At 70.8% G+C, this 23,004-nt stretch carries 18 protein-coding genes, 2 tRNA genes and 1 riboswitch; of the genes, 14 read left to right on the plus strand and 6 right to left on the minus strand.

Annotated elements, in window-relative coordinates; genetic code table 11:
- The first annotated feature begins 48 nt into the window (after nucleotides 1-48).
- The 5 genes from dnaG (at nucleotide 49) to ABZ463_RS09400 (ending at nucleotide 6,680) form a co-directional block, all read left to right on the plus strand.
- The gene (dnaG, locus tag ABZ463_RS09380; protein WP_352008656.1) at nucleotides 49-1,908 is read left to right on the plus strand and encodes a DNA primase; all 1,860 of its coding nucleotides are present in this window, start codon (nucleotides 49-51) and stop codon (nucleotides 1,906-1,908) included.
- A 185-nt stretch (nucleotides 1,909-2,093) separates the two neighbouring features.
- On the plus strand, nucleotides 2,094-3,197 hold the full coding sequence (gene rpoD / locus ABZ463_RS09385; protein WP_352008657.1) for an RNA polymerase sigma factor RpoD: 1,104 nt from the start codon (nucleotides 2,094-2,096) through the stop codon (nucleotides 3,195-3,197).
- A 216-nt stretch (nucleotides 3,198-3,413) separates the two neighbouring features.
- The gene (gene efeO, locus ABZ463_RS09390) at nucleotides 3,414-4,298 is read left to right on the plus strand and encodes an iron uptake system protein EfeO (protein ID WP_352008658.1); all 885 of its coding nucleotides are present in this window, start codon (nucleotides 3,414-3,416) and stop codon (nucleotides 4,296-4,298) included.
- A 667-nt stretch (nucleotides 4,299-4,965) separates the two neighbouring features.
- Nucleotides 4,966-6,222 (plus strand): hypothetical protein, encoded by a 1,257-nt coding sequence (locus ABZ463_RS09395; RefSeq protein ID WP_352008659.1) that lies wholly within the window; start codon nucleotides 4,966-4,968, stop codon nucleotides 6,220-6,222.
- Nucleotides 6,219-6,680: a hypothetical protein gene (locus tag ABZ463_RS09400; protein ID WP_352008660.1), complete on the plus strand. Its 462-nt coding sequence runs from the start codon at nucleotides 6,219-6,221 to the stop codon at nucleotides 6,678-6,680. Before ABZ463_RS09395 ends, ABZ463_RS09400 begins: the two co-directional genes overlap by 4 nt.
- Nucleotides 6,681-6,770: 90 nt before the next feature.
- On the opposite strand, the gene ABZ463_RS09405 is transcribed toward ABZ463_RS09400, so the two are convergent.
- Complete coding sequence (locus ABZ463_RS09405; RefSeq protein WP_352008661.1) at nucleotides 6,771-7,082, minus strand: YtxH domain-containing protein; 312 nt, start codon at nucleotides 7,080-7,082, stop codon at nucleotides 6,771-6,773.
- A 165-nt stretch (nucleotides 7,083-7,247) separates the two neighbouring features.
- Here ABZ463_RS09405 and ABZ463_RS09410 point away from each other — a divergent pair.
- Together ABZ463_RS09410 and ABZ463_RS09415 are read left to right on the plus strand one after the other, a co-directional pair.
- A tRNA-Asn gene (locus ABZ463_RS09410) sits at nucleotides 7,248-7,323 on the plus strand.
- 396 nt (nucleotides 7,324-7,719) lie between these two features.
- A complete protein-coding gene (locus ABZ463_RS09415) occupies nucleotides 7,720-8,829 on the plus strand; it encodes a nitric oxide synthase oxygenase (protein ID WP_352008662.1) in 1,110 nt (369 codons plus the stop codon).
- A gap of 8 nt (nucleotides 8,830-8,837) precedes the next feature.
- On the opposite strand, the gene ABZ463_RS09420 is transcribed toward ABZ463_RS09415, so the two are convergent.
- The gene (locus ABZ463_RS09420) at nucleotides 8,838-9,350 is read right to left on the minus strand and encodes a DUF402 domain-containing protein (RefSeq protein WP_352008663.1); all 513 of its coding nucleotides are present in this window, start codon (nucleotides 9,348-9,350) and stop codon (nucleotides 8,838-8,840) included.
- Between the two features lie 52 nt (nucleotides 9,351-9,402).
- A riboswitch (SAM riboswitch) is annotated at nucleotides 9,403-9,515 on the plus strand.
- Nucleotides 9,516-9,551: 36 nt separating this feature from the next.
- Between ABZ463_RS09420 and ABZ463_RS09425 the strand changes: the two genes are divergently transcribed.
- The 6 genes from ABZ463_RS09425 to ABZ463_RS09450 are packed head-to-tail and all read left to right on the plus strand — an operon-like array spanning nucleotide 9,552 to nucleotide 17,401.
- Nucleotides 9,552-10,493, plus strand: a complete 942-nt coding sequence (locus ABZ463_RS09425) for a glutathione S-transferase C-terminal domain-containing protein (protein ID WP_362774740.1) — start codon at nucleotides 9,552-9,554, stop codon at nucleotides 10,491-10,493.
- 28 nt (nucleotides 10,494-10,521) lie between these two features.
- A complete protein-coding gene (locus ABZ463_RS09430; RefSeq protein ID WP_352008665.1) occupies nucleotides 10,522-12,282 on the plus strand; it encodes an FAD/NAD(P)-binding protein in 1,761 nt (586 codons plus the stop codon).
- Between the two features lie 31 nt (nucleotides 12,283-12,313).
- The gene (locus ABZ463_RS09435; RefSeq protein ID WP_362774743.1) at nucleotides 12,314-13,945 is read left to right on the plus strand and encodes an ABC transporter substrate-binding protein; all 1,632 of its coding nucleotides are present in this window, start codon (nucleotides 12,314-12,316) and stop codon (nucleotides 13,943-13,945) included.
- Nucleotides 13,942-14,913: an ABC transporter permease gene (locus ABZ463_RS09440; protein WP_352008667.1), complete on the plus strand. Its 972-nt coding sequence runs from the start codon at nucleotides 13,942-13,944 to the stop codon at nucleotides 14,911-14,913. The genes ABZ463_RS09435 and ABZ463_RS09440 overlap by 4 nt, the downstream gene beginning before the upstream one ends.
- The gene (locus ABZ463_RS09445; protein WP_362774747.1) at nucleotides 14,910-15,797 is read left to right on the plus strand and encodes an ABC transporter permease; all 888 of its coding nucleotides are present in this window, start codon (nucleotides 14,910-14,912) and stop codon (nucleotides 15,795-15,797) included. Before ABZ463_RS09440 ends, ABZ463_RS09445 begins: the two co-directional genes overlap by 4 nt.
- A complete protein-coding gene (locus tag ABZ463_RS09450) occupies nucleotides 15,794-17,401 on the plus strand; it encodes an ABC transporter ATP-binding protein (RefSeq protein WP_362774750.1) in 1,608 nt (535 codons plus the stop codon). Before ABZ463_RS09445 ends, ABZ463_RS09450 begins: the two co-directional genes overlap by 4 nt.
- A gap of 201 nt (nucleotides 17,402-17,602) precedes the next feature.
- On the opposite strand, the gene galK is transcribed toward ABZ463_RS09450, so the two are convergent.
- Nucleotides 17,603-18,721: a galactokinase gene (gene galK / locus ABZ463_RS09455; RefSeq protein WP_362774753.1), complete on the minus strand. Its 1,119-nt coding sequence runs from the start codon at nucleotides 18,719-18,721 to the stop codon at nucleotides 17,603-17,605.
- A 153-nt stretch (nucleotides 18,722-18,874) separates the two neighbouring features.
- Here galK and ABZ463_RS09460 point away from each other — a divergent pair.
- A tRNA-Ile gene (locus ABZ463_RS09460) sits at nucleotides 18,875-18,948 on the plus strand.
- Between the two features lie 130 nt (nucleotides 18,949-19,078).
- Here the strand turns inward: ABZ463_RS09460 and ABZ463_RS09465 are convergent.
- From ABZ463_RS09465 to ABZ463_RS09475, 3 genes are all read right to left on the minus strand, one after another.
- The gene (locus ABZ463_RS09465; protein WP_362774756.1) at nucleotides 19,079-20,491 is read right to left on the minus strand and encodes an integrase; all 1,413 of its coding nucleotides are present in this window, start codon (nucleotides 20,489-20,491) and stop codon (nucleotides 19,079-19,081) included.
- The gene (locus ABZ463_RS09470; RefSeq protein ID WP_362774759.1) at nucleotides 20,488-20,679 is read right to left on the minus strand and encodes a hypothetical protein; all 192 of its coding nucleotides are present in this window, start codon (nucleotides 20,677-20,679) and stop codon (nucleotides 20,488-20,490) included. Before ABZ463_RS09470 ends, ABZ463_RS09465 begins: the two co-directional genes overlap by 4 nt.
- Before the next feature lie 172 nt (nucleotides 20,680-20,851).
- Nucleotides 20,852-22,825, minus strand: coding sequence for a DUF3987 domain-containing protein (locus ABZ463_RS09475; protein WP_362774762.1), 1,974 nt, complete (start codon nucleotides 22,823-22,825; stop codon nucleotides 20,852-20,854).
- Between the last annotated feature and the right edge of the window lie 179 nt (nucleotides 22,826-23,004).

Consider the following 23,004-nt stretch of genomic DNA (forward strand, 5'->3'; position numbering starts at 1 on the left):
CGCTCCGGGGCGCCCCGGGATGTCGGAGGACCGCACTAGACTCACGGCGTGGCAGGCCGGATCAGTGACGAGGACATCGCGCTCGTGCGGGAGCGCTCGCCGATCGCGGACATCGTGGGTGAGCACATCCAGCTCCGCAACGCGGGCGGCGGCAACATGAAGGGACTGTGTCCCTTCCACGACGAGAAGAGTCCCTCCTTCAACGTCACCCCCGCCCGCGGCTACTGGTACTGCTTCGGCTGCGCCGAGGGCGGCGACGTCATCACCTTCGTCCGCCGTCTTGAGCACCTGTCGTTCGGCGAGGCCGTCGAACGGCTGGCCAACCGGGCCGGCATCCAGCTGCGCTACGAGCAGGGCGGCTACGTCCCCGGGCGCGAGCAGGGGGAGCGCAGCCGCCTCATCGAGGCGCACCGGGCGGCGGCGGAGTTCTACGCCGAGCGGCTCTCCTCCCCGGAGGCCGCGGCCGGGCGCAGGTTCCTGTCCGAGCGCGGGTTCGAGCGGGCCGACGCGGAGCACTTCGGGGTCGGCTACGCGCCCGCCGAGTGGGAGGCCCTCTCCCGGCACCTGATGGCCAGGGGCTTCACCGCCGCGGAGCTGATCAAGGGCGGCCTGGCGAAGGAGGGACGGCGAGGGCCGATGGACCGCTTCCGCGGCAGGCTCGTCTGGCCGATCCGCGACATCACCGGCGACGTCATCGGATTCGGCGCCCGCAAGCTGAACGACGCCGAGGACGGCCCGAAATACCTCAACACCCCCGAGAGCCCGCTCTACAAGAAGAGCGAGGTCCTCTACGGCGTCGACCTGGCCAAACGGGAGATCTCCAAGCGGTCCCAGGCGGTGATCGTCGAGGGATACACCGACGTGATGGCCTGCCACCTGTCGGGGGTGCCGACGGCGGTCGCCACCTGCGGCACCGCCTTCGGCCAGGAGCACATCAAGGTGCTGCGGCGGCTGCTGCTCGACCAGTCGGGCTCGCAGGGCGAGGTGATCTTCACCTTCGACGGCGACGCCGCGGGGCAGAAGGCGGCGCTGCGGGCCTTCGCCGACGAGCAGAAGTTCGTCACGCAGACCTTCGTCGCGGTCCAGGGTGACGGGCTCGACCCGTGCGACCTGCGCGTCACCCGTGGCGAGGCCGCGGTCCGCGACCTGGTCGCCAGCCGGGAGCCGCTGTTCGCCTTCGCCATCCGCAGCGTGATCCTCCGCCACGACGTGAGCACGAACGAGGGCAGGCTGTCCGCGCTGGACGCCGCGGCCCCGATCGTGGCCGGCATCAAGGACAGGGCGCTGCGCCAGCTGTACGCCGTCGACCTCGACCGCTGGCTGGGCTTCAACAACGAGCAGTTCGTCGTGGACCGCATCGCCGAGATCTCCGTCGCCGCCCAGGGGGCGCCGCAGCGCCCGCAGCGGCCCGCCGGGCCGCGCAAGGTCGCCGAGCTGACCGACCCCGCGGTGCGGACCGAGGCCGAGGTGCTGAAGCTGGCCGTGCAGCGGCCCGCGTTGCTGGGGCCCGGTTACGACACGATCGGCGCCGAGGCGTTCACGTTGCCCGAGCACGTCGCCCTGCACAAGCTGATCCTGGAGGCGGGCGGTACGGCCACGGCGGGCCCCGGCGGGCGGGAGTGGGTCGACCGGCTGCTCGGCCTGGCCACCGAGGCGCTGCGCCCGCTGGTCACCCGGCTCGCGGTCGAGGGGCTGCGCGTCGACCTGGACGACGAGGAGAGATACGCCTCGGGGATGCTCACCGCGCTCGAACTGATCTCGGTCGAGCGAGCCGTCGAGCAGCTCAAGTCGCAGATGCAGCGGACCAATCCCGTCGAGGAGCAGGAGGGGTTCAACCGGCTGTTCGCCGAGCTCGTCGCGCTCGAACAGCAGCGCCGGGTGCTGAAGGATCGTGCCTCGGGCAGCTGATCACGTAATGTGCTTTGATTTCCATACGGCGATTCGACCAAACCCCAATAAGGTCTCGGTTCGATAATGATCGCCGCCTTACCTTCGGTGACAAAAATAGGTCTGCCATTTAGGGGACCGAATACAGCAGACTGTCTCCCGTGGGTGCATCGGTGCTGCCAAGTGGGCCGCCATCGGTAGACCAGGTGGCCGACCTCGTCGCGAAGGGAAGAGAGCGCGGAAGCGTCACGGTCGATGACGTAGCCGCCGCCCTCGACAAATCCGAGCTGCCGTCGGACGCGCTTGAACGCGTCGTGCGCATGCTCGCCGAACACGGAGTGGAGGTCCTCGAACCACAGGGCGACGAGGACGCCGTCCGGTCCGATGAGGAGGATGTCGGTAAGAGAGCCCCGACCAGCGATCTGGTCCGCATCTACCTGCGGGAGATCGGCCGGGTGCCCCTGCTCACGGCGGAGGAGGAGGTGGAGCTCGCCAAGTCCATCGAGGCGGGACTGTTCGCCGAGGACAAGCTGACCAATCTCGTCTCAAGAATGTCCTTCCCCGAGTTCAGGGAGCTCGTGTGGGAGGGCACACGGGCCAAGCAACGGTTGATCGAGGCCAATCTGCGGCTCGTCGTCTCGATCGCCAAAAGGTACGTCGGGCGCGGGATGTTGTTCCTGGACCTCATCCAGGAGGGCAACCTCGGGCTCATCAGAGCGGTCGAGAAATTCGACTACACCAAGGGATACAAGTTCTCCACGTACGCCACGTGGTGGATTCGCCAGGCGATCACACGGGCCATCGCCGACCAGGCGCGCACCATTCGCATTCCGGTGCACATGGTCGAGACCATCAACAAACTGGTCCGTGTTCAGCGCCAGCTCCACCAGGACCTCGGCCGGGAGCCCGCGCCCGAGGAGATCGCGCTGGAGATGGACCTGCCGATCGAGCGTGTGATCGAGATCCAGCGCATCGCGCAGGAACCGGTCTCACTGCAGTCGCCCATCGGCGAGGAGGACTCCGACCTCGGCGACTTCATCGAGGACGCCGACGCCGTCGTGCCGATGGAGGCCGCGGCCTTCATCATGCTCCAGGACCAGCTCGACGACATTCTCGCGACGCTGTCCGAACGGGAGCAGCGCATCATCCAGCTGCGCTTCGGCCTGGCGGACGGGCACCCCAGGACGCTGGAGGAGGTCGGCAGGGAGTTCGGCGTGACGCGGGAGCGCATCCGGCAGATCGAGTCGAAGACGCTGGCGAAGCTGCGTCACCCGACCCGCGCCCAGATGTTGCGCGACTACCTGGACTGAACGTCCCGTACGGCGGAGGCCCCCGGGGAACCCGTTCCGGGGGCCTCCGCCGTACCTCGTGAGGCGTTGGTCCTTTGCCGGGAAACGAGCGGGTTCGAGGGGTTCCTCCCTGCCGTTCCTGATGAGGATCGCCGGGTGCTTCGGCACGTCGCCGAGGCTGTGACGTGCGGTTACAGGATTATGGATGCTTCGGGAAAGATCTTCGGGGAGCCGTCCATGTCCGTTGTCCTTCGTCCGGCCGCGGCCTGCGGCCTGCTCGCCCTCGTCCTGACCGCGTGCGGCACGGCCGGCACCGGCACCGGCGGCGCCCCGGTCGTCCCGGCCGTTCCCGCCGCCGCGCCGCCGGGCGAACACGCCGGCCAGGAGGTGCTGGAGGCCGCGCGCGTGGTCGGGGAGTACCGGACCTACGCGGAGAAGCGGATCTACGACGCCATCGCCAAGACCGCCAAGTTCGTCAACGCGGTCAAGAAGGGCGACGTGGAGAAGGCGAAGGCCCTCTACGCGCCGAGCAGGGTCGGCTGGGAGAGCGTCGAGCCGGTCGTGGGGGCCTTCCCCGAGATCGACACCAGGGTGGACTCGCGGGAGGCCGACCTCAGCCAGGGCGAGGAGTGGATGGGCTGGCACCGGCTGGAGAAGGCGCTGTGGCGGGCACCGCAGACCCTCAGCAGGGAGGCCGCGTACGGCGACACCCTGCTGGCCGATCTCAGCAGGCTCAGGGCCCTGCTGCCGCAGGCGGAGATCACCGTGGCCTCCATGGCGGCGGGGGCGAAGGAACTGCTCGACGAGGTGGCGATCGGCAAGGTGACCGGTGAGGAGGAGACCTTCTCGCACACCGACCTGTGGGACTTCAAGGCCAACGTGGACGGCGCCTTCGAGGTCTACCGGCTGCTGCGGCCGATGGTGTTCCGGCGTGACCCCAAGCTCTCGGCCACCCTGGACACCGAGTTCGCCGACATGCGGGCCCTGCTCGCCAAGCACGCCAAGGGCGACGGGTTCGCCGCCTACAACGACCTGTCGAAGGAGCAGATCAAGGAGCTCTCCGACGGGCTCAACGCGCTGGCCGAGCCGTTGTCCAATCTGGCCGCGGTGATCGCGGGCTGAGCTGGGCCGGTCTCAGCGGCCTCTCAGCGGCCTTTCGGTGGCCTTTAGGTGGCCTTTCAGGGGCCTTTCAGGGGCCACCGTCCCCTCCGTCTCCCCCCATCCCGTCCCCGCCGGTTCCCCCCGCGCCGCCCTGGCCTCCAGCGCCCCCTGAGCCCCCTGAGCCCCCTGAGCCGCCGTCAGCGCCCCCACCGTCGCCGCCCCGGCCCTCTCGTCCATCCTGGCCGTCCCGGCCGTTCTGGCCGCTGTGTGGCGCCTCGCCGGGCGGGGTGGTCGCGCGTCCGGTGCCGGGCGTCCCCGACATCCCGGGCGTCCCGGGTGCTTCCGGTACCGCCGGTGTCCCTGGTGTTCCCGAAGGGGAGAGGTCGGCGAGGGCGGACGACGGCTGGAGGAACGCCGGGGAGAGCACGCCCGCGGCGCCGGTGACCGCCAAAGACAACATCCCGATCATGATTTTCCGCTTTATATCCATAAATGACCCCTTTTTAGTCTTCTGCCCGATAGATGTGTGTCGTACGCCGAATGGCCGATAGGGCGGGCCGATGGGAAACGGTCCTCGGGGACGCGTGGACGGTCGGGTAGAGACATGCCAGAAGCATGCAGAAGGGGCGAAGGGCTGTTCTCCCGGCGAATACTGGCCCAGACTGGGCGAATGGAGGGGCGGACAGCGGTGGACGATGTCGCACTCGGACGCGAGGCGTGGTCCGTACTCGACGCCAATCGCGCGGGCGCCGTGACCGTGCCCGCGCCCGGCCTCTATCCGCACCAGTGGAACTGGGACTCGACCTTCGTCGCGATCGGCGTCTCCCGCTGCGACACCCGCAGAGCGGGCACGGAACTGCTCAGCCTCCTGGCCGGGCAGTGGCACACCGGGATGGTGCCCCACATCGTCTTCAACCGGGGTCTCGCCGACGCCTACTTCCCCGGCCCCTCCGTCTGGCGGTCCGGGGAGCATCCCGCCGCCCCCAACGGGGTGCCGACCTCCGGGCTGACCCAGCCGCCCCTGCACGCCCTGGCCACCTGGTGGATGTGGCGGCACGCGAGGAACCGCGAGGAGGCGCGCGGCCTGGTCCGCAGGCTGTACCCCATGCTTGTGGCCCAGCACGACTACCTCGCCACGGCCAGGGACCTGGGAGGGGGAGGACTGGCCGCGATCGTCCACCCCTGGGAGTCGGGGATGGACGACAGCCCGGTGTGGGACGCCCCGCTGGACGCCGTGACCCAGGCCTCCGGCGCCCACGGGGAGGAACCGTTCCCCGACCGCTACGTCTGGCTGGCCCAGCGCTACCGCGACTCCGGCTACGACCCGGCCTACCTGCGCGCGGAGCATCCCTTCGCGGTCGAGGACCCGCTGTTCAACGGGATCTGGCTGGCCTCCTGCCAGGCGCTCGCCGAGCTGGCCCCGCTGGCCGGGGCCGATCCCGCGCCGCACCGGGAGGCGGCCGAGCGGATCCGCGCCGGGCTGCTCGAACGGCTCTGGGGCGGTGAGGCCTTCCACGCCCTCGACCTGCGCTCGGGACGGCTCAGCCCGATGTGCACCGTGGGCGCCTTCGGGCCGATGCTCGACCCCGGCCTGCCCGCCGACCGGGTGGCCAAGCTGGTCGGGGTGCTCGAATCGGCCCGGTTCATGGGGGCCGCCGGATATCCCGTGCCCAGCTGTGAGATCCGCGCCACCCAGTTCGACCGGTCGCGCTACTGGCGAGGGCCGTCCTGGGTGAACACCAACTGGCTGCTGCGGCGGGCGGCGGCCGTGCACGGGCTGGACGGCCTGGCGCGGCTGCTCGGCGTCTGCACCCTGCGCCTGGTACGGCAGGCGGGCTTCAGGGAGTGCTTCGACCCCTTCGACGGCAGCGGCAGGGGCAGCAGGGACTTCTCCTGGTCCGCCGCGCTCACCCTCGATCTGCTCGCCGATAACGTGGAGGGATGAAGCTCTTCAATCGGACGCCCGCGGGGGTCCGCGCGGCCGTGGCGCCGACCGACCGGGTGCTCACCTACGCCGAGGGGCCCGAAGGCTACGTGGTCGCGACCGACAAGGCGCTCTATCTGGGTGAGACCAGGCTGCCGTGGTTCCGGATCGACCGGGGGGTGTGGGACGAGGAGGGGCTGACGGTCGTCACCACGGAGGGGCGGACGCTCCGGGCGCCGCTGCCCGAGCCGGGGCGGGTGCCGGAGGCCGTGCGGGAGCGGGTCATGGCCTCGATCGTGGTCAGTCAGTACGCCCCGCTGGACGCCAGAGGGGGAGTGCGGCTGGTGGCGAGGAGGACCGACGACGACCAGATGATCTGGGAGTTCGTCTTCGACGCCGGGATGGACCCGCAGGACCCCGGTCTGCGCGCTCTCGCCGAGCAGGCCCTGGAGGAGACGCGCCGCAGTTTCGGCGTCTGAGGGCGTCCCACGACCGGCTTTTCTCGGTACGGAACGCGAAAGGAGCCCGCGCGGGTCCGGTGGGCGCCGTGACCCGCGCGGGCGGCGGGGTCAGTGGGGGGTGACGGCCTTCTCCTCCCGTGGCCATCCGGTGCCCGTTTCGTCGTGCTCTTCCGGCCCCCTGCCGTCGCGCGGCTGCAGGAACGGCAGTTTGTCCCTGGCCACATCACTCACCTTCGTCCTGGCCACGTCGGTGGCCCTGGAAACCTGGGCGCCGACCAGCCCCGCGGCCTCCTGGACGGCGGGGTTGTCCGAGACCCGGCGCGCCATCCGCTTGAGCTGCTCATAGCGCTCCCGGCCTGCGCGGCTCCCAAGGATGTAGCCGACCGCGAGGCCTACACCGAACATCAGTCGGTAACGCATCTCCACCTCCACAAGCGTCCTGGGCGGGACCCTACCCGCGGATCGTGAGTTGTCTCGGCCCTACCCCGGAGCATCGATGCGACACACACTCCCGGAGTGCGCTAATCTATTCCTGCGCCGCAAGGAGCGGGGGAAAACCCCAGGTCCGAACAGCGCGAAGCACGATCCCGTGTAGCTCAATCGGCAGAGCAGCCGGCTGTTAACCGGCAGGTTATAGGTTCGAGTCCTATCGCGGGAGCCATCAAGAAGGCCCCGGGAGCACAGCTCCCGGGGCCTTCGCCGTTTCGTGTCCTATTTCGCGGACAAATCCCGGTGAATCACGGAAAATAGGGGGCGCATCGCCTCGTGTCCTTCCGCTCGCACTCGGTGACCGGGCCGTGGGCGCCGTACCGCAGTGGGATCACCGCCGGGCCGGAGACATCACGCGGGACATCACGCCGAGGGAACCGTGCCGCCCGGAACGGCATGCCGTACCCGTTAGACGTATACAGGTGGTTTTTCTGTGCCGACTTGGCCGAAACCCCGGCGCCAGACGCCGGCGAGGGAACAGGGAGCACGCGCGCAGGGCTATGCGGGGGCCCACCGGGACGACGGGAGGGCGCCGTGGCAGCCGCCTTCCCAACCGGTGGCCCCGCCGGTGGACGTGACGGCCGCCGAGGAGTTCCTGACGCTGTTCCACGAGGAGAACCCGGACGCGGGCCCTGTGAAGCCCAGGCTGCGCGAGGTGCGCGCCGAGATCGCCGCGACGGGGACCTACACCCACACGCCGAAGGAACTCGTCTTCGGCGCCCGGGTGGCCTGGCGCAACAGCGACAGGTGTATCGGGCGGTTGTACTGGAAGTCGCTGCGGGTACGCGACCGGCGCCGGGTGAACACGGTCGAGGGGGTCGCCGTCGAGTGCGTCGACCATCTCCGTGAGGCCGTCTCCGACGGCCGGATCCGGCCGATGATCACGATCTTCGCCCAGGACCGGCCGGGGGCGCCGGGGCCGAGGATCTGGAACGAGCAGCTCATCCGTTACGCGGGGTACGCGATGGACGACGGTTCGGTCGTCGGTGATCCGCGCAACGCCGGGTTCACCACGATGGCCCGTAAACTCGGCTGGCCGGGCGGCCGGGGCACGCCCTTCGACGTGCTTCCCCTGGCGGTCTCGATGGGCGACGGGCCGCCTGTGCTGTCCACGATCCCCGGGGACGCGGTGCTCGAGGTGCCGCTGTCCCACCCGGCCTATCCGTGGTTCGAGCGGCTGGGGCTGCGCTGGCACGCCGTACCGGCGATCTCGAACATGTGCCTGGAGATCGGCGGGGTCTGCTACCGGGCCGCGCCGTTCAACGGCTGGTACATGGGGACCGAGATCGGGGCGCGCAACCTCGCGGACCCCGACCGCTACAACCTGGTGCCCCTGGTCGCCGCGCGGCTCGGCCTGGACACCCGTAACGAGCGTTCGCTGTGGCGCGACCACGCGCTGGTCGAGCTGAACGTGGCGGTCCTGTACTCCTTCGACAGGGCGGGGGTCACCATGACCGACCACCACGCCGAGTCCAGGCGCTTCCTGACGCACGTGGCGCGGGAGGAGAGCGCGGGCAGGACCTGCCCGGCCGACTGGAGCTGGATCGTCCCGCCCATCTCGGGGGCCGCGACCCCGGTCTTCCACCGGTACTACGACCAGGAGCGGCTCTCGCCGAACTTCGTCACCCACCCCGACTCCAGGGAGCGGTCGGCGGGCCGGTGGAGCCCGGGGCGGTGACGTCCTTCTCAGCGGTTCCCGGAGACCAGGGAGAGCCAGTGCGGAGGTGAGGCGAAGGGGGCCGTCCTGGCGGTGACGGCCTCCATCAGCGCGGCGGCCGAGGCGCGGGCGCCCTCCACGATCTCCCTGGGGTAGGCGTAGCGGACCTGGTGCTCCTCGAACTCGTCCTCGTCGTCCAGGAGCACCCGGCCGTCCTTGCGCATGCGGATCACGTCGAGGTCGAGGTCGACCATGGTCACCTCGTCGCCGTCCCAGCGCGGCACGGTCGAGACGTCACAGTAGATCTCGGCCTTGTACGGCGCCGCGTTGAAGGTGGCCGTCCACCAGGCGTCACGGGGGAAGAGGATCACGAACGGCTCGTCCCAGACGACGGGCGGCTCCTGCCCCCGCCTGCCGCTGCTGCCGGGCGGGCAGCCGACCCACACGCCGTGTTCGTCCTCGCCGAGGAGCAGGGCCGGGTGGTTCCAGTGCAGCGAGCCGTCGTACTTGCGGTAGACCACGCGGACGATCTCATGAGACATCCCCCGACTTTAAGGGTTGACAGAGATCTATGTATTTCCTACCGTCTAACTAGGTTAAGAGTGTCAGTGCAAAGCCCCGGCTCGCTGACCGGCAACCCTCGCACCGCGGCGGGGTGCCCCCGGGGAGGACCGGGTGGCACGGTCGGCGTGCCGCAAGCGCGGACCCGCACGGGTCACCGAGGCATGCCCTGGGAGTGTCACATGTCCGAGATCACACTCAACTACGCCAGCCCAGTGGACCTGGACACCCACGGCCGCTACCGGCCCGGTGGCAGGCCCGGCCCCCGCTACCCCTTCCAGGGACGGATCACCGACGACGGCACCGGGGAGTTCCCCGCCGAGGCCGGGCGCTACCACCTCTACGTCGCGGCGGTCTGCCCCTACGCGCAGCGTACGGCGATCGTGCGTTCCCTCAAAGGGCTGCAGGACGTCGTCTCGCTGTCCTACGTGGACGACGAGCGGGACGGCAGGGGGTGGGCGTTCCGCGAGCGGCGCGGCGCCGACCCGGTCAACGGCTTCGCGACCCTCAGGCAGGCCTACGAGGCGACCGAACCCGGATTCGACGGACACGTCTCCGTGCCGGTGCTGTGGGACCGGCACGGGGGGCGCATCGTCAGCAACAACTTCCCGGACATCACCATCGACCTGGGCACACGCTTCGGCGGCGACCCCGAGGCCGACCTCTACCCCGAGGAACTGCGGCCCGAGATCGACGCGCTCAACGCGCGCGTCTACGAGTACGCCAACACCGCCGCGGGCCGGGTCTCCGCCGCCACGACCGAACCGGAGTACCACCGGGCGAGGAAGGCCGTGATCGGCTTCCTCGACGAACTCGACGCCAGGCTCGCCGGCCGCAGGTTCCTGTTCGGCTCCGCGATCACCGAGTCCGACGTACGGCTCTGGCCCACCCTGGTCAGGTTCGACGTGAGCGACAACCCGTCGGCCAGGATCAGCGAGCGCCCGCTGACCGCCTTCCCCAACCTGTGGGACTACGCCAGGGACCTCTACCAGCACCCCGCCTTCCGCGAGAACACCGACCTCACCGTGCTCGCCTCCCCCACGGGGGAGACCGACCCGTGGCGGGTACCGGTCGAGCCCGCCACCCCCGACTGGGACCTGCCCCATCGAAGAGCAGCGCTGTGACGGACCGTACGAGAGGGGAGTGGTCGGCGTGAGCGCCTCCATCGCGATCGTCGGCGCCGGGCCGACCGGCACCTGCCTGGTCGAGCGGATCTGCGCCAACGCCGCCGAACTGCTCAGCTGGCCGTCGCTCGACGTCCACGTGATCGACCCCTACCCGCCGGGCGGCGGCAGGGTCTGGCGCGAGCGGCAACCCGACCTGCTCTGGATGAACTCCGCCGCCGCCGACGTGACGCTCTTCACCGACGAGTCCGTCCGGTGCGTCGGCCCGATCCGCCCCGGCCCCTCGCTGGCCGAGTGGCTCGGCTGCGACCCCGGACGCTTCGTCCCCCGGCCCGTGCAGAACGCCTACCTCACCCACGCCTTCCGGCGAGCCGTGGACACCGCCCCCCGCGGTGTCCGGGTGCACGTGCACCGGACCCGGGCACTCGACCTGACCGACGTCCCGGGAGGCCAGGCCGTACGGCTTGAGGACGGGACGACCCTTGAGGTGGGCGCCGTGATCCTCGCGCAGGGACACGGCGACGTCACCCCGGCGGCGGAGGAACGCGGGCTGACGGCCCTGGCAAGGGAGAGCGGCCTGCGCTACCTGCCGACCGGCTACACCGCGGACCTCGACCTCGGCCTGGACCGGCTGCCCGCCGGTGAACCGGTGATCGTGCGCGGCCTGGGACTGGCCTTCGTCGACCTGATGGTGCTGCTCACCTCGGGAAGGGGCGGCCGGTTCGTCAGGGAACACGACGGGGAACTCGTCTACCTGCCCAGCGGGCGGGAACCGCTGCTGCACGTGGGGTCACGGCGCGGTGTGCCGTACCACGCCAAGACCGCCTACCGCTTCCAGGGGCTCCGGCCGCCCGCGCCGCGCTTCCTGACGGCGGGGGCGCTGGGGGAGGGGCCGTGGAACTTCCGGCGGGACGTGTGGCCCCTGGCCGCCAAGGAACTCGCCTTCGCCTACTACCACGAACTCCTCAACAGCCATCCGAAACGGGTCAGGACCGGTTGGCCGGAGTTCGCCGAACGGTTCGCCGCAGAGGAATGGCGCAGCCCCGGGATGCGGCTGCTGATCCGCAAGGCCGTACCCCGGCACGCCGACCGGCTCGACCTGGACCGGCTCGACCGGCCGCTGGAGCGGATCCGCTTCGGCGACCAGGCGGGACTGCGGCGGTGGATGGACGGCTACATGGCCGCCGACCTGCAACGACGCTCCGACTCCGCGTACAGTGCCGACCACGCCCTGATCCTCGGATTACTGTCCGTCAACGGTGTCCTCGCCGAACGGGGAATCTCCGACCGGTGGTTCGAGGGCTTCTTCAGCTACGTCGCCAGCGGTCCGCCCGGCCCCCGGCTTGAGGAGCTCAAGGCCCTGGCCAGGGCGGGCGTGGTCACCTTCCTCGGCGCCGACGTCAGGGTCGAGCACCGCGGCGGGCGATGGGTCGCGCAGAGCCCCACCCTGCCCGGCGCCGTCACCGCCAGGTCCCTCGTCGAGGCCAGGCTGCCCGCACCCAGCGTGAGCCGCTCGACCGACCCGCTGATCTCCGCGCTGCGCGACCGCGGCGAGATCGACGAGTCGTCGGGCCTGCTGAGGGTACGGCCCGCCGACCGCCGCCTGCTCGACCGCCTCGACACCCCGCACCCCCGCAGGTTCGCCTTCGGCCCCTGGGTCGTCGGCGGACGGGTCACCGGCGGCTTCGCCAGACCCGGCCTCGACGCCCCGCTCTTCCGCCACGCCGACGCCCTGGCCCGGATCGTGCTGTCCGAGGCCGTCACCACCGAGATCAGACATGTCGCCTGAGGCGGCGCACGACTCCCCGAGGAGAAGGTAAGTGAAAGCGCAACGGGGCGTCCTGGCTCTGGCCGGGGTGCTGACGCTCGCCGCGTGCGGAACCGAGACCGGGGCCGCGAACCCGGCCTCAGGCGGCGGCACCGAGGGGGACTCGCTGGTGTGGGCGATCGAGACGCAGCCCATCACGTTCAACCCCCAGCAGTGGGGCCAGAACAAGGCCAGGCTGCTGGTGCACAACCAGTTCGACGCGCTCGTCGCCAGGGGCAGGGACGGTGAGTTCCTGCCGTGGCTGGCCACCTCGTGGGAGGTCTCCAAGGACGGCCTCACCTACACCTTCAAGCTCAGAAGGGACGTGACCTTCCACGACGGGGAGAAGTTCGACGCGGCCTCGGTCAAGGCCAACCTCGACCAGCTCGTCACGCCCGGGTACAACCCCGCCGTCGCCGGCATCCAGCTGCGTGAGTACTCCTCGGCCGAAGTGACGGACCCCTACACGCTGAAGATCACACTCAAGGCGCCCGACGCCCTGTTCCTGGACTTCCTGGCCTCGCCGTACGCCGGACAGGTCTCCCCGAAGTCGCTGAGGAACGCCAAGGACCTCAAGGCGGGCGGTCCCGACCTCGTCGGCACGGGACCGTTCATCCTCGACCGGTTCACCCCCGGCCAGGAGGCCCACTACCGGCGCAACCCCGCCTACAACTGGGCGCCGCCCAACGCCGCGCACCAGGGACCCGCCTACCTGGCGGAGATCACCTACCGGTTCCTGCCCGAGGCGGCGGTCCGGGTCGGCGCGCTCACCTCGGGACAGGTCCAGGTGATCGAGGGAGTGCCCGCCACCGAACTCGGCCTGCTCAAGGCCGACCCCGGTGTGAGGGTGGAGACCAGCCTCAACTCGGGCAGCGCGTTCTCCTACTACTTCAACGTCTCGCACCCGCCCTTCGACGACAAACGGGTGCGAGAGGCCTTCAGGGACGCCGTGGACGTGGACACCGTGCTCAACTCGGTCTACCAGGGCACGGCCAGGCGAGCCTGGAGCATCGTCGGCCAGGGCAGCCCGCAGTTCTACGACGCCTCCCTGGAGAACACCTACGGCAACGACACGCGACGGGCCAACGAACTGCTCGACGAGGCGGGCTGGACCGAACGCGACGCCGAGGGCTTCCGGGTCAAGGACGGCAAGCGGCTGACCGTCCGATCCGTCGAGTCGGCCCCCTACGTCAGGGACCGCCGCGACGTCCTCGCGCAGGCCGTACAGGCCGCGGTCAAACAGAGCGCGGGCATCGACTTCCAGCCCAAGGTGGTCGACCAGGGCACCCAGCAGAAGGCCCTGGAGGACGACCAGTACGAACTGTTCCAGAACTCGCGCGGCGACACCGACGCGGGGGCCGCGCTCAACCTGATCCTGCCGAAGGGCGCCGCGATCAACCGCACCCACTTCGAGAACGCGGACCTGGACAAGCTGCTCGCCGAGGCCTCGACCACCTCCGACCAGGCCAGACGCAAGGAGCTCTACGCGAGGGCACAGCGGACCGTCGTCGCGGAGGAGGCGCTGCTGCTGCCGCTCTACGTCCCGGCGGACCAGGTCGCCTACGGCGCCGGGGTCACCGGGATCACCTTCGAGCCGGTCTCCGGCACCCCCAACAGTGCTTACGACGTCCGGACAGGCACGTGAGCACCCTCACACTCACCCGGCGGCGGGGGCTGGCCGCCGCCGGGTGGACCGGCCCGGTGGTCAGGCGGCTCGGAGCAGGACTCGTCGTGCTCTGGGTCGCCGCCACCGCGGCCTACGCCGCGCTGTTGCTCGTCCCCGGCGACACCGTGGACGTCCTCATCGCCGACGGCCTCGACACCCCGCAGCGGCGGGCCGCGATCGTCGCCGAATGGGGGCTCGACCGCCCCGTCCCGCAGCAGTACGCCGACTACCTGCTGCGGCTGCTGCACGGAGACCTCGGCCGCTCCTACGTCCTGCAGCGCGACGTCGCCGAGATCCTGTCCTCGCAGGTCTGGCCGACCGTCAGGCTCGCGCTCACCGCGGCGGCCTTCGGCGTCGCGATCGCCCTGGTACTCGCGCTGACCACCGCGGGGCGCCGCTCCTGGGCCGGCGGGCTCGCCGGACTCTCCGAGCTGACCGCCGCCTCGGTCCCGCCGTTCCTGGCCGGTCTCCTGCTCCTGGCCGTCTTCTCCTTCACCCTCGGCTGGTTCCCCGTCTCCGGCGACCGCGGCTTCGCCTCCCTCGTGCTGCCCGCCCTGGCCCTCGGCCTGCAGATCGCCGGAACACTCGGCCAGGTGCTGCGCGAAGGCCTGGAACGGGCGCTTGAGGAACCGTTCGCGGTGACCGCCCGCTCGCGCGGCATCACCGAGTGGCGACTCGTCGCCAGGCACGCCCTGCGGCACGCGCTGCTGCCCGCCGTGACCCTCACCGGCTGGTTCGTCGGCGTCCTGCTCGGTGGGGCGATCGTCGTCGAGGCCGTCTTCGGCAGGCCCGGCCTGGGCCAGATCACCCTCGTCGCGGTCACCGGCAAGGACATGCCGGTGGTCATGGCGGTCATCATGCTGGCCGCCGCGGTCTACGTGACGGTCAGCACCCTCGTGGACCTCGCCTACCTCGTGATCGACCCCCGGTTGAGGAAGGGCCGATGACCGTCTCCGACAGGGAACAGGCCACGGCGCCGCCGCCGACCGGCGACGGGCCGGTTCCCGCCGTCGTCCCACGCCGGTACGGTGTGCGCCCCGGACAGGCGGTCTCACTGCTCATCCTCGCCGTCGTCGCGGTCGCCGCCCTGGCCCCGGGCCTGCTGAGCGACGCCGACCCGCTGGCCGCCGACCCACTGCACGCGCTCGCCCCGCCGAGCGCGCCGCACTGGTTCGGCACCGACCACCTCGGCCGCGACGTGTTCTCCCGGGTCGTCCACGGCGCGGGGTACTCGCTCGGCATCGGCGCCGCGGCCATCCTGTTCGCCACCGTCCTGGGCACCGTCCTCGGCGCGCTGGCCGGGCTGTCCCCCCGCTACGTCGACGAGCCGCTCAGCCGGCTGTTCGACGTGCTGGCCAGCTTCCCCGAACTGTTGCTCGCCATGCTCGTCATCAGCGTCACCGGCCCCGGCGCGGGCAACGTGATCATCGCGATCGGACTGGTCCAGCTGCCCAACTACGCCCGCGTCATCAGAGGGCAGACCTTCGTCGTGCGCCGCTCCGGCTACGTGGAACAGGCCGTCACCCTCGGACTGCGCCGGCCGGTCCTGGTCGCACGGCACGTGCTGCCCAACATCCTGGGGCCGCTGCCGGTACTCGCCACCATCGGCATGGGCACCGCCATCATCGCCACCTCGGGACTCAGCTTCCTCGGCATGGGCCCCCAGCCACCCGACCCCGAATGGGGCTCGATGCTGGCCGAGGCACGCAACTACCTGCGTGTGGCCTGGTGGACCGTGCTCTTCCCCGGCCTGTCCGTCACGCTGACCGTCGTCAGCCTGACCGTGGTCGGACGACGCCTCCAACGCCGTTTCGAGGGGAGACTCCCGTGAACCTCATCGAGATCGAGGACCTGCGTGTGACCTTCCCCAGGGCGGGGGTCGAGGCTGTCAGGGGAGTGAACCTGTCGATCGCCGAAGGCGAGTGCGTGGCGATCGTGGGGGAGTCCGGATCGGGCAAGAGCGTGACCGCCAGGACCCTGGTCGGGCTGACCGGACAGGGCGCGACCGTGACGGCGGGAAGGTTCGACGTCAGGGGAAGGGACGCCCGCCGGTTCGGGCCACGTGACTGGCGCAGGCTGCGCGGGCGCTTCGCCGGGCTCGTACTCCAGGACGCCCTCGTCTCCCTCGACCCGCTGCGCACCGTCGGAGCCGAGATCGCCGAGGTGCTCGCCGCCCACGACGTCGTGCCCCGGGCGGGCCGTAAGGAAAGGGTGCTCGAACTGCTCGACGCGGTCGGCGTCCCGGAACCTGAGCTGCGGGCCGGGCAGTACCCCCACCAGCTGTCCGGCGGGCTGCGCCAGCGAGCGCTGATCGCCTCGGCCATCGCGGCGGGCCCGCCGCTGCTCATCGCGGACGAGCCGACCACCGCCCTCGACGTCACCGTACAGGCCCAGATCCTGCGCCTGCTGGCCGCGCGCAGGGCCGAGGGCACCGCGCTGCTGATGATCAGCCACGACCTGGCAGTCGTCTCCTCCATCGCCGACCGGGTGCTCGTCATGAAGGACGGCGTGGTCGTCGAGGAGGGACCGACCGGCCGGGTGCTCTCCGCCCCGGAGCGGGACTACACCAGACTGCTGCTGGCCGCCGTACCGTCCGCCGCCTCAAGGGGAACCCGCCTGTCGGCCATCGCCACCGGCGGCGTCCCGCTGCGCACCCCGCTGCCGGAACGGAAGGTCGACCACGGCTCACCGGTCGTCGAGGTCAGAGGCCTGTCGGCCGAGTACGGCTCCCGCCGGGTGGTCGACGACGTCTCCTTCGAGGTCCACGCGGGAGAGACCGTCGGTGTCGTGGGGGAGTCGGGGTCGGGCAAGACGACCGTCGCCCGGCTCGTGATGGGCCTGATGAGGCCCGTCGCCGGGCGGGTACGGCTGGACGGCTCCCCCTGGTCGGAGCTGTCCGAACGGGAACGCCGCCCCCGCCGCTCCGTCATCCAGGTGATCTCGCAGAACCCTCTGGACTCCTTCGACCCCCGCTACACCGTCGGCCGTCTCGTCGCCGAGCCTCTCGGCGGGCCGGGACGGGAACGCGCCGCCGGGGTCGCCGAACTGCTCGAACGGGTCGGGCTGCCCGCGGACATCGCGGGACGTCACCCTCGGGCGCTGTCCGGCGGCCAGCGGCAGCGGGTCGCCATCGCCAGAGCCCTGGCCCCCCGGCCACGGGTGCTCGTCTGCGACGAACCGGTCTCCGCGCTGGACGTCTCCGTACAGGCCCAGGTGCTCGACCTGCTCGGCGAGATCCAGGCGGCCGACGGGACCGCCCTGATCTTCATCTCGCACGACCTGGGGGTCGTCCACCACATCAGCGACCGGGTCGTGGTCATGCGCGAGGGACGGGTCGTCGAGGACGGGCACGTGGACGAGGTGTTCTTCCTGCCCAGGCACGACTACACGAGGGAACTGCTCGGCGCGGTGCCCAAACTCGCGACCACCTCCTGAGACGTTTCGGCGCTGTCGCGTTCTCGGAGCGCCACGTTGTCCTCCGCCGGTCCACCGGCGGCCGTCTCGCTTCCTGGTCGCTGTCGTGTTCCCGGGTGGCCGTCTTGCTTATGTTCTCGGAGGCGGCCGTGTCGTCTTTTGATGTCCGCGGGGTTTTGGGACGCTTCGAGAGCGCCGTTCCGGTTCCCGGACCGGTCGTCCTCAGGCCAGGCGGCGGGCACCCGCCGACGGGACCGCCGGGTGGATCCCGGGGGCGGCCCAGCCGCGCTCGGCGTAGGCGGCGCTCACCGACTCCCGTACGGCCTCCACCCGCTCGTCGGGGACCAGTGCGATGACCGAGCCGCCGAAGCCGCCACCGGTCATCCTGGCACCTCTGGCCCCGCCCCTGACCGACGCCTCGACGGCCACGTCCAGCTCCGGGCACGAGACCTGGAACTGGTCGCGCAACGACAGGTGGGAGGCGTTCAGCAGCGCGCCGATCTCCCGCACCGCCCCGGCCCTCAGCAACCCGATCAGCGCCTCGACCCGGTGGTTCTCCGTCACGACGTGCTGGACCCGCCTGCGTTCGTCGCCGTCGAGCCTGCCGAGCGCGCCCGCCAGATCCGTGACGTCGCGCAGGGAGGCCACCCCGAGGCGCTTGGCGGCGTTCTCACACTCCTGGCGACGGCGGGCGTACTGGCCGTCGGCCAGCGCGTGACGCACCCCGGTGTTGACGATCAGCAGCCGCAGGCCGTGCCCGGCAGGGTCGAAGGGGACGTTCCTGGTGGCCAGGCTCCGGCAGTCCATGAACAGCGCCCGGCCCTCCTGCGCGAGCGCGGAGGCGGCCTGGTCCATGATCCCGCACGGCATGCCGACGAAGTCGTTCTCCGCCCGCCGCGCGGCCAGCGCCACCAGCATCCCCTCCAGGTCGAGGCCGTACAGGTCGTTGAGGGCCACGCAGACGGCCACCTCCAGCGCCGCGCTCGACGAGAGCCCCGCGCCCTGTGGCACGTCCCCGTCGACGACCAGGTCCGCCCCCCGCACCGGATGCCCGGCCTCGCGCAGCGCCCAGAACACTCCCGCGACGTAACGCGCCCACCCCTCGGCCTCGTCGGGACTCCCGAGGGTCACGACCCCGTCGGCCTGCAGCGAGCGGAGCCTGATGAGGTCGTCCCGTCTGGGGGAGACCGCCGCGGTGACCCCCCACGGGACGGCGAACGGCAGTACGAACCCGTCGTTGTAGTCGGTGTGCTCACCGATGAGGTTCACCCGCCCCGGGGCGTGCCACACCCCCTCGGGCTCCGCCTGGAAGGTCTCACGAAAAGCCTCAACAACGCGCATGATCGAACATCCTCCAACAAGGTCCCCCCGTAGGGTAGCGACTCCACCGAAACTCGGCGTCGCCGTTCAAGGTCACATCTTGGCCCCGTCCCGCTCGGCCGATGTGCGAACGGCGCCGACCTTTGGTTGAATGCGGCAGTACGGCGTGCGCGAGGGGCGGTAGCTCAGCCGGTTAGAGCAGGGGACTCATAATCCCTGGGTCGCGGGTTCGAGTCCCGCCCGCCCTACCTCTTGTGACCATAGGAAAAGCGCCCCTGACCTGGTGTTTCCCGGTCAGAGGCGCTTCTTTCACGTCCGGCTGGCCACGACCGTCACCGGTCGTCTGCGGCTACTTCTTCCCAATGCCTTCCCACGGGATCACGTCTCTCTGAGGGCGTCGGCGATCCGGCGCCGGGCGGTCTCGTCCTGACCGGCGATGCACTTGGCGTAGATCCGCAGCAGGACCTCCACGCTGTGTCCCGCCCACTGGGCCACCTGGGTCGCTGGAACCCCCGCGTTGAGCCACGTCGAGACGCAGGCGTGCCGGAGGTCGTAGACCCGTCTGGCCAGCGGTGAGGCGGCCTCCGCGGCGGTGAGCGCCTCGCCCCGCGCGGCGATCCACGCGCGCCGGTAGGTGATGGTCGGCAGCTCCCCGCCCTGGACTCCGTAGAACAGCCGGCCCCCGGGACCGTCGTCGAACTCCGCCAGGTGGTCGCGCAGAATCCTCACCAGCTCCGGCGGGCACGGCACGGTGCGGGTGTGCCCGTCCGGACGGTGCTTGAGCGGACGCACCTCGCGGAGCGCGCCGTCGTCGGTCCACTCCCGACCGGCGAACGGCGCCGCCTCGGCGAAGCTCAGCTCCCCCCAACCGTCCGCGGGCTCCTCCATCCGTCCCGTCTCCGGGTTCTCGACCAGGGCCGGAAGGACGACGTTGAACGCGCGGAGGTTGACGGCCTCCTCGGGACGCAGCCCGGCGTAGTACATGACCGCGAAGAACGCCTTGAGCCGTTTGCCGCTCGGCTCCTGGGCCGCGACGGCGGCCAGCAGCGCCCGCGCCTGGGCGTGGTTGACGACGCTCCGGCGGTCCACCTCGGAGGAGGTACGGGGCCGCTTCCACTTCAGCTCTTTGATCGGATTCCTCTCCAGAAGCTTGAGCTCCACGGCGTAGTCGAGGGCGTTCTGCAGGATGGTCTTGTGCCGCAGGATCGTGCTCGTCGCCGACCGCTTACCGTCGAGCCGGGTGGTCGCGACCTCCAGCAGGTCACGTACGGCCTGTGCCTCGGTGAGCACGGAGACGGGTTTGGTGTTGGTGGCGAGCCAGCGCAGGGCGGCGGCGGTCTCGCCGGTCGCCTCGTCGCGCTGCTTGGTGTTGAACGCCCAGCGCTTGAGCGCGTGCCGCAGCTGCTTGCCGTCGGGCCTGCCGCGGTCACCGGCGAACATGGCGGGCGTGGCGGCGGCCAGCGCCCGCGCGATGTCCTGACGGTAGTTCGCCGAGGACGCCTTCCACTTCATGTCCACGAACTTGCACGCGAAGCCATACCAGCTCATCTCGACGGCCGCGGCCCGGCTCCATGAGATCGGTTCTCCGGTGAGGGTGCTGAACGGTTCGCCGTTCCGTGCGGCGATGAGCAGGGAACTGCGGTAGGCGTCCGCCTGGGCCTCCTTGGGGAAGGATGCCTTCCGCAGCTTCCCCGCCGTCTGCCACGGCACCCGGTAGGACGTCACCTTGCCGCTCTTGTTCTTGCGCCTCTCGATTTTGTAGACGCGCACGTCGTAGGTGGCGTTGATCAAGCGACGTCCTCTCGGTCGGCGAGCCAGTTCTCGTAGTCCGTCAGGTAGATGCGCAGCTCTCCGTTGGGGAGCTTGGTGCACTTGGGCGCGCGGCCCTTGGTGCGCCAGTCGTAGAAGGTGGACCGGCTGATCTCCAGGTCCTTGCAGATGTAGTCGACGGTGATCTTTTTGGCGCTGGCCCTGGGCATGGGGCGTGTCCTTCCAGACTCCGTAGGCGGTGATGGTGCGTGACGGTCGTTCGGGTGGGGGAGGGGTCTGCAGCGGTGCAGCGCGTCAGCAGAAATCAGCAAAAACATTTCTGTTGTTTTTTGCTGACGTGCTGCGGCGCTGCGGACCCAGTGCGTGACCTCCGGTGAGGGTTTACGCGGTGGCTGAGGGGTGGACTTCGTAGGCCGGAGAGGCGGGCCGTCCCCGGCCGGTCTGCGGGGCGGTGGGCAGGCGCCTGATCCAGCCGTGGGCCTCCAGGACCCGTAGGGCGGGGTCCAGGTCGGCGACCTTGGCGAACCGGGAGCGCATGGCGGGCAGGACCTCGCGGGCGGTGAAGCGAGTCGTGCCGGTGCGACCGGCCCAGTCCAGCAGGGCGCGGGCGTCGGCGACGGCGGGGTCGGCGCCGATGTGGTCGTAGGCGGTCTGGGCGTGGCTGGTGAAGTACTCGCCGATCTCGCAGGCCGCGGCGAAGGTGTCCAGGTCGATCGGACGCTGCCAGCCGTCGCGTAGGTGCTTGGCCAGGTGCAGCAGGGCGGCGATGCGGATGGTGGCCCCGACGAGCTTGCCGCCCCAGTCGGTCATGTGGTGCAGGTCCCCGCCGGGCCGGAACCGTACCTCGGTGTCGGCCAGCAGCCGCGTGATGGCTTCGGCGGCTTCGGCGTCGAAGTGCAGGGTGACGGGTTCGGTCAGGTCGTGCAGGGACAGCAGCAGCGCGGTCAGGTTGGTGGCGTAGCGCTGCGCGGCCTGGGCGGGGATGGGGTCGGGGTTCTCCTTGCGGTAGCCCAGCAGCGAGGTCGGCAGCGCGTACAGCAGCCGCCCCAGCAGGCCCTGCTCCCGGAACTCGGGAGTGTCGCCGAGCCGGGCCAGCACGCCCGGCTGCACGCACACCCCCAGCGTGAGGGTCGTGGACTCGATGCGCTCGGAGGGGCGGCCCATGCGGTCGATGCGCATCTCCTCGCCCGCGTGCCCGGACAGGAACACCTCCAGGTCGGGGCTGCCGGAGTAGCGGCCGGCCAGGATGGAGAAGATCTTCCCCTCCGGTGCCAGGACCGCGAACCGGCCGCCCTGTTCGGCCAGCAGTGAGGTCAGGCGTTCCACGGTGGCGTTGGCGGTGAACAGCTTCGGCTCGGCCGGGACGGTCAGGCCGTCCAGGGCCATGGCGGCGGAGGAGGCTTCGGCCAGGGCCTCGGTCTGCCGGTCGGGGTCGGCGTTGGCAGCGATGCGGGCGGTCTTGTCGGCCTCGGCCTCGGCGATCTTCCGGGTGAGTTCGGCCTCGACGATGAGCGGCCGGGCCGCCTCGGCGAGGTGGTTCTCGGCGATGCGGACGGGGGCGGTCATCAGGGCGTAGACCTCGGACTTGCGGTTGCCGGGCGGCAGCACCACCACGACGTACAGGTTGGTCGGCTCCCGCCAGGCGGGCGCCTGCACCCACACCCGTCCGGCGGCGGCCACCGCCAGCACCGCCAACGCCAGGCACCCGGCCAGGTCCGGCGGGGTCTGGGTGACCTCGGCCACCGCCCCGGCGTACTCGCCCAGCCAGGACGGCAGCGCCCACACCGGGAACGCCGCGGCCTCCCGCACGGCCGACAACGGCGTCGGCTCCGACCACCCCTGCTCGTCGACGGCGGTCAGGGTGGCCAGTTCGGCGGTCACGGCCGCCCGCAGCTGCGCGGCCTCGGTGTGGGCGGTGGTGGTGTCGTGGCCGAGCTGGACCAGGCGGGTGCCGGCGGCGATGACCTGACGGGCGTAGGCCAGCCCCCGCAGCAGGTGCGCGTAGTAGGGGGCGTTAACGGCGGTCGGCACCATGGCGATCAGCGTGTGCAGATACGGCGCACCCCCGACCGCTGCCAGGTCCCGGCCCAGCGCGGCGCCCACCGCCAGCGGATCGGTGGGCGCCCCCTGATCGGCCAGCGCGGTGATGGTCTCCCAGATCCGGGCGTGCGCCGGACGGTGAAACACCCCGGGCTCCAGCAGCGGCCGGATCGCGGCCAGCGCGGTCGGCGACAGCATCGCCGCCCCCAGCACACACTGTTCGGCCTCGATGTTGTGCGGCAGGGGCTGCGCCCACTCGCCCCCGTCTCCGTCGCCGGGGTGGATCACCCGCAGCCTGCCCGCCGAGGTGCTCACGCCGTCCGCCTTGTCTGCGCGGCGCGGGGAAGGTACGGGAAAGCGAGCATGGGTGGATCTCCTGTCGATGGAAGAGAACGAGGGGCGCGTCTCGCTCGTACGGCTGCGCGTGGGATGCGCGCCAAAAAGTTTTTGATCTTGCTGCCACGGGGTGCCACGGAGGGTGCCACGCCCCTGCC

Source organism: Streptosporangium sp. NPDC020145 (assembly GCF_040631275.1).
In the GTDB taxonomy this organism is placed as follows: Bacteria; Actinomycetota; Actinomycetes; order Streptosporangiales; family Streptosporangiaceae; genus Streptosporangium.

Excerpts from the sequence above, each read along its gene's own strand:
- efeO (WP_352008658.1), top strand. The coding sequence starts at position 3,414 with ATGTCCGTTGTCCTTCGTCCGGCCGCGGCCTGCGGCCTGCTCGCCCTC.
- ABZ463_RS09405 (WP_352008661.1), bottom strand. The coding sequence starts at position 7,082 with ATGCGTTACCGACTGATGTTCGGTGTAGGCCTCGCGGTCGGCTACATC.
- ABZ463_RS09425 (WP_362774740.1), top strand. The coding sequence starts at position 9,552 with ATGTCCGAGATCACACTCAACTACGCCAGCCCAGTGGACCTGGACACC.
- ABZ463_RS09420 (WP_352008663.1), bottom strand. The coding sequence starts at position 9,350 with ATGTCTCATGAGATCGTCCGCGTGGTCTACCGCAAGTACGACGGCTCG.
- galK (WP_362774753.1), bottom strand. The coding sequence starts at position 18,721 with ATGCGCGTTGTTGAGGCTTTTCGTGAGACCTTCCAGGCGGAGCCCGAG.
- ABZ463_RS09400 (WP_352008660.1), top strand. The coding sequence starts at position 6,219 with ATGAAGCTCTTCAATCGGACGCCCGCGGGGGTCCGCGCGGCCGTGGCG.
- ABZ463_RS09445 (WP_362774747.1), top strand. The coding sequence starts at position 14,910 with ATGACCGTCTCCGACAGGGAACAGGCCACGGCGCCGCCGCCGACCGGC.
- ABZ463_RS09470 (WP_362774759.1), bottom strand. The coding sequence starts at position 20,679 with ATGCCCAGGGCCAGCGCCAAAAAGATCACCGTCGACTACATCTGCAAG.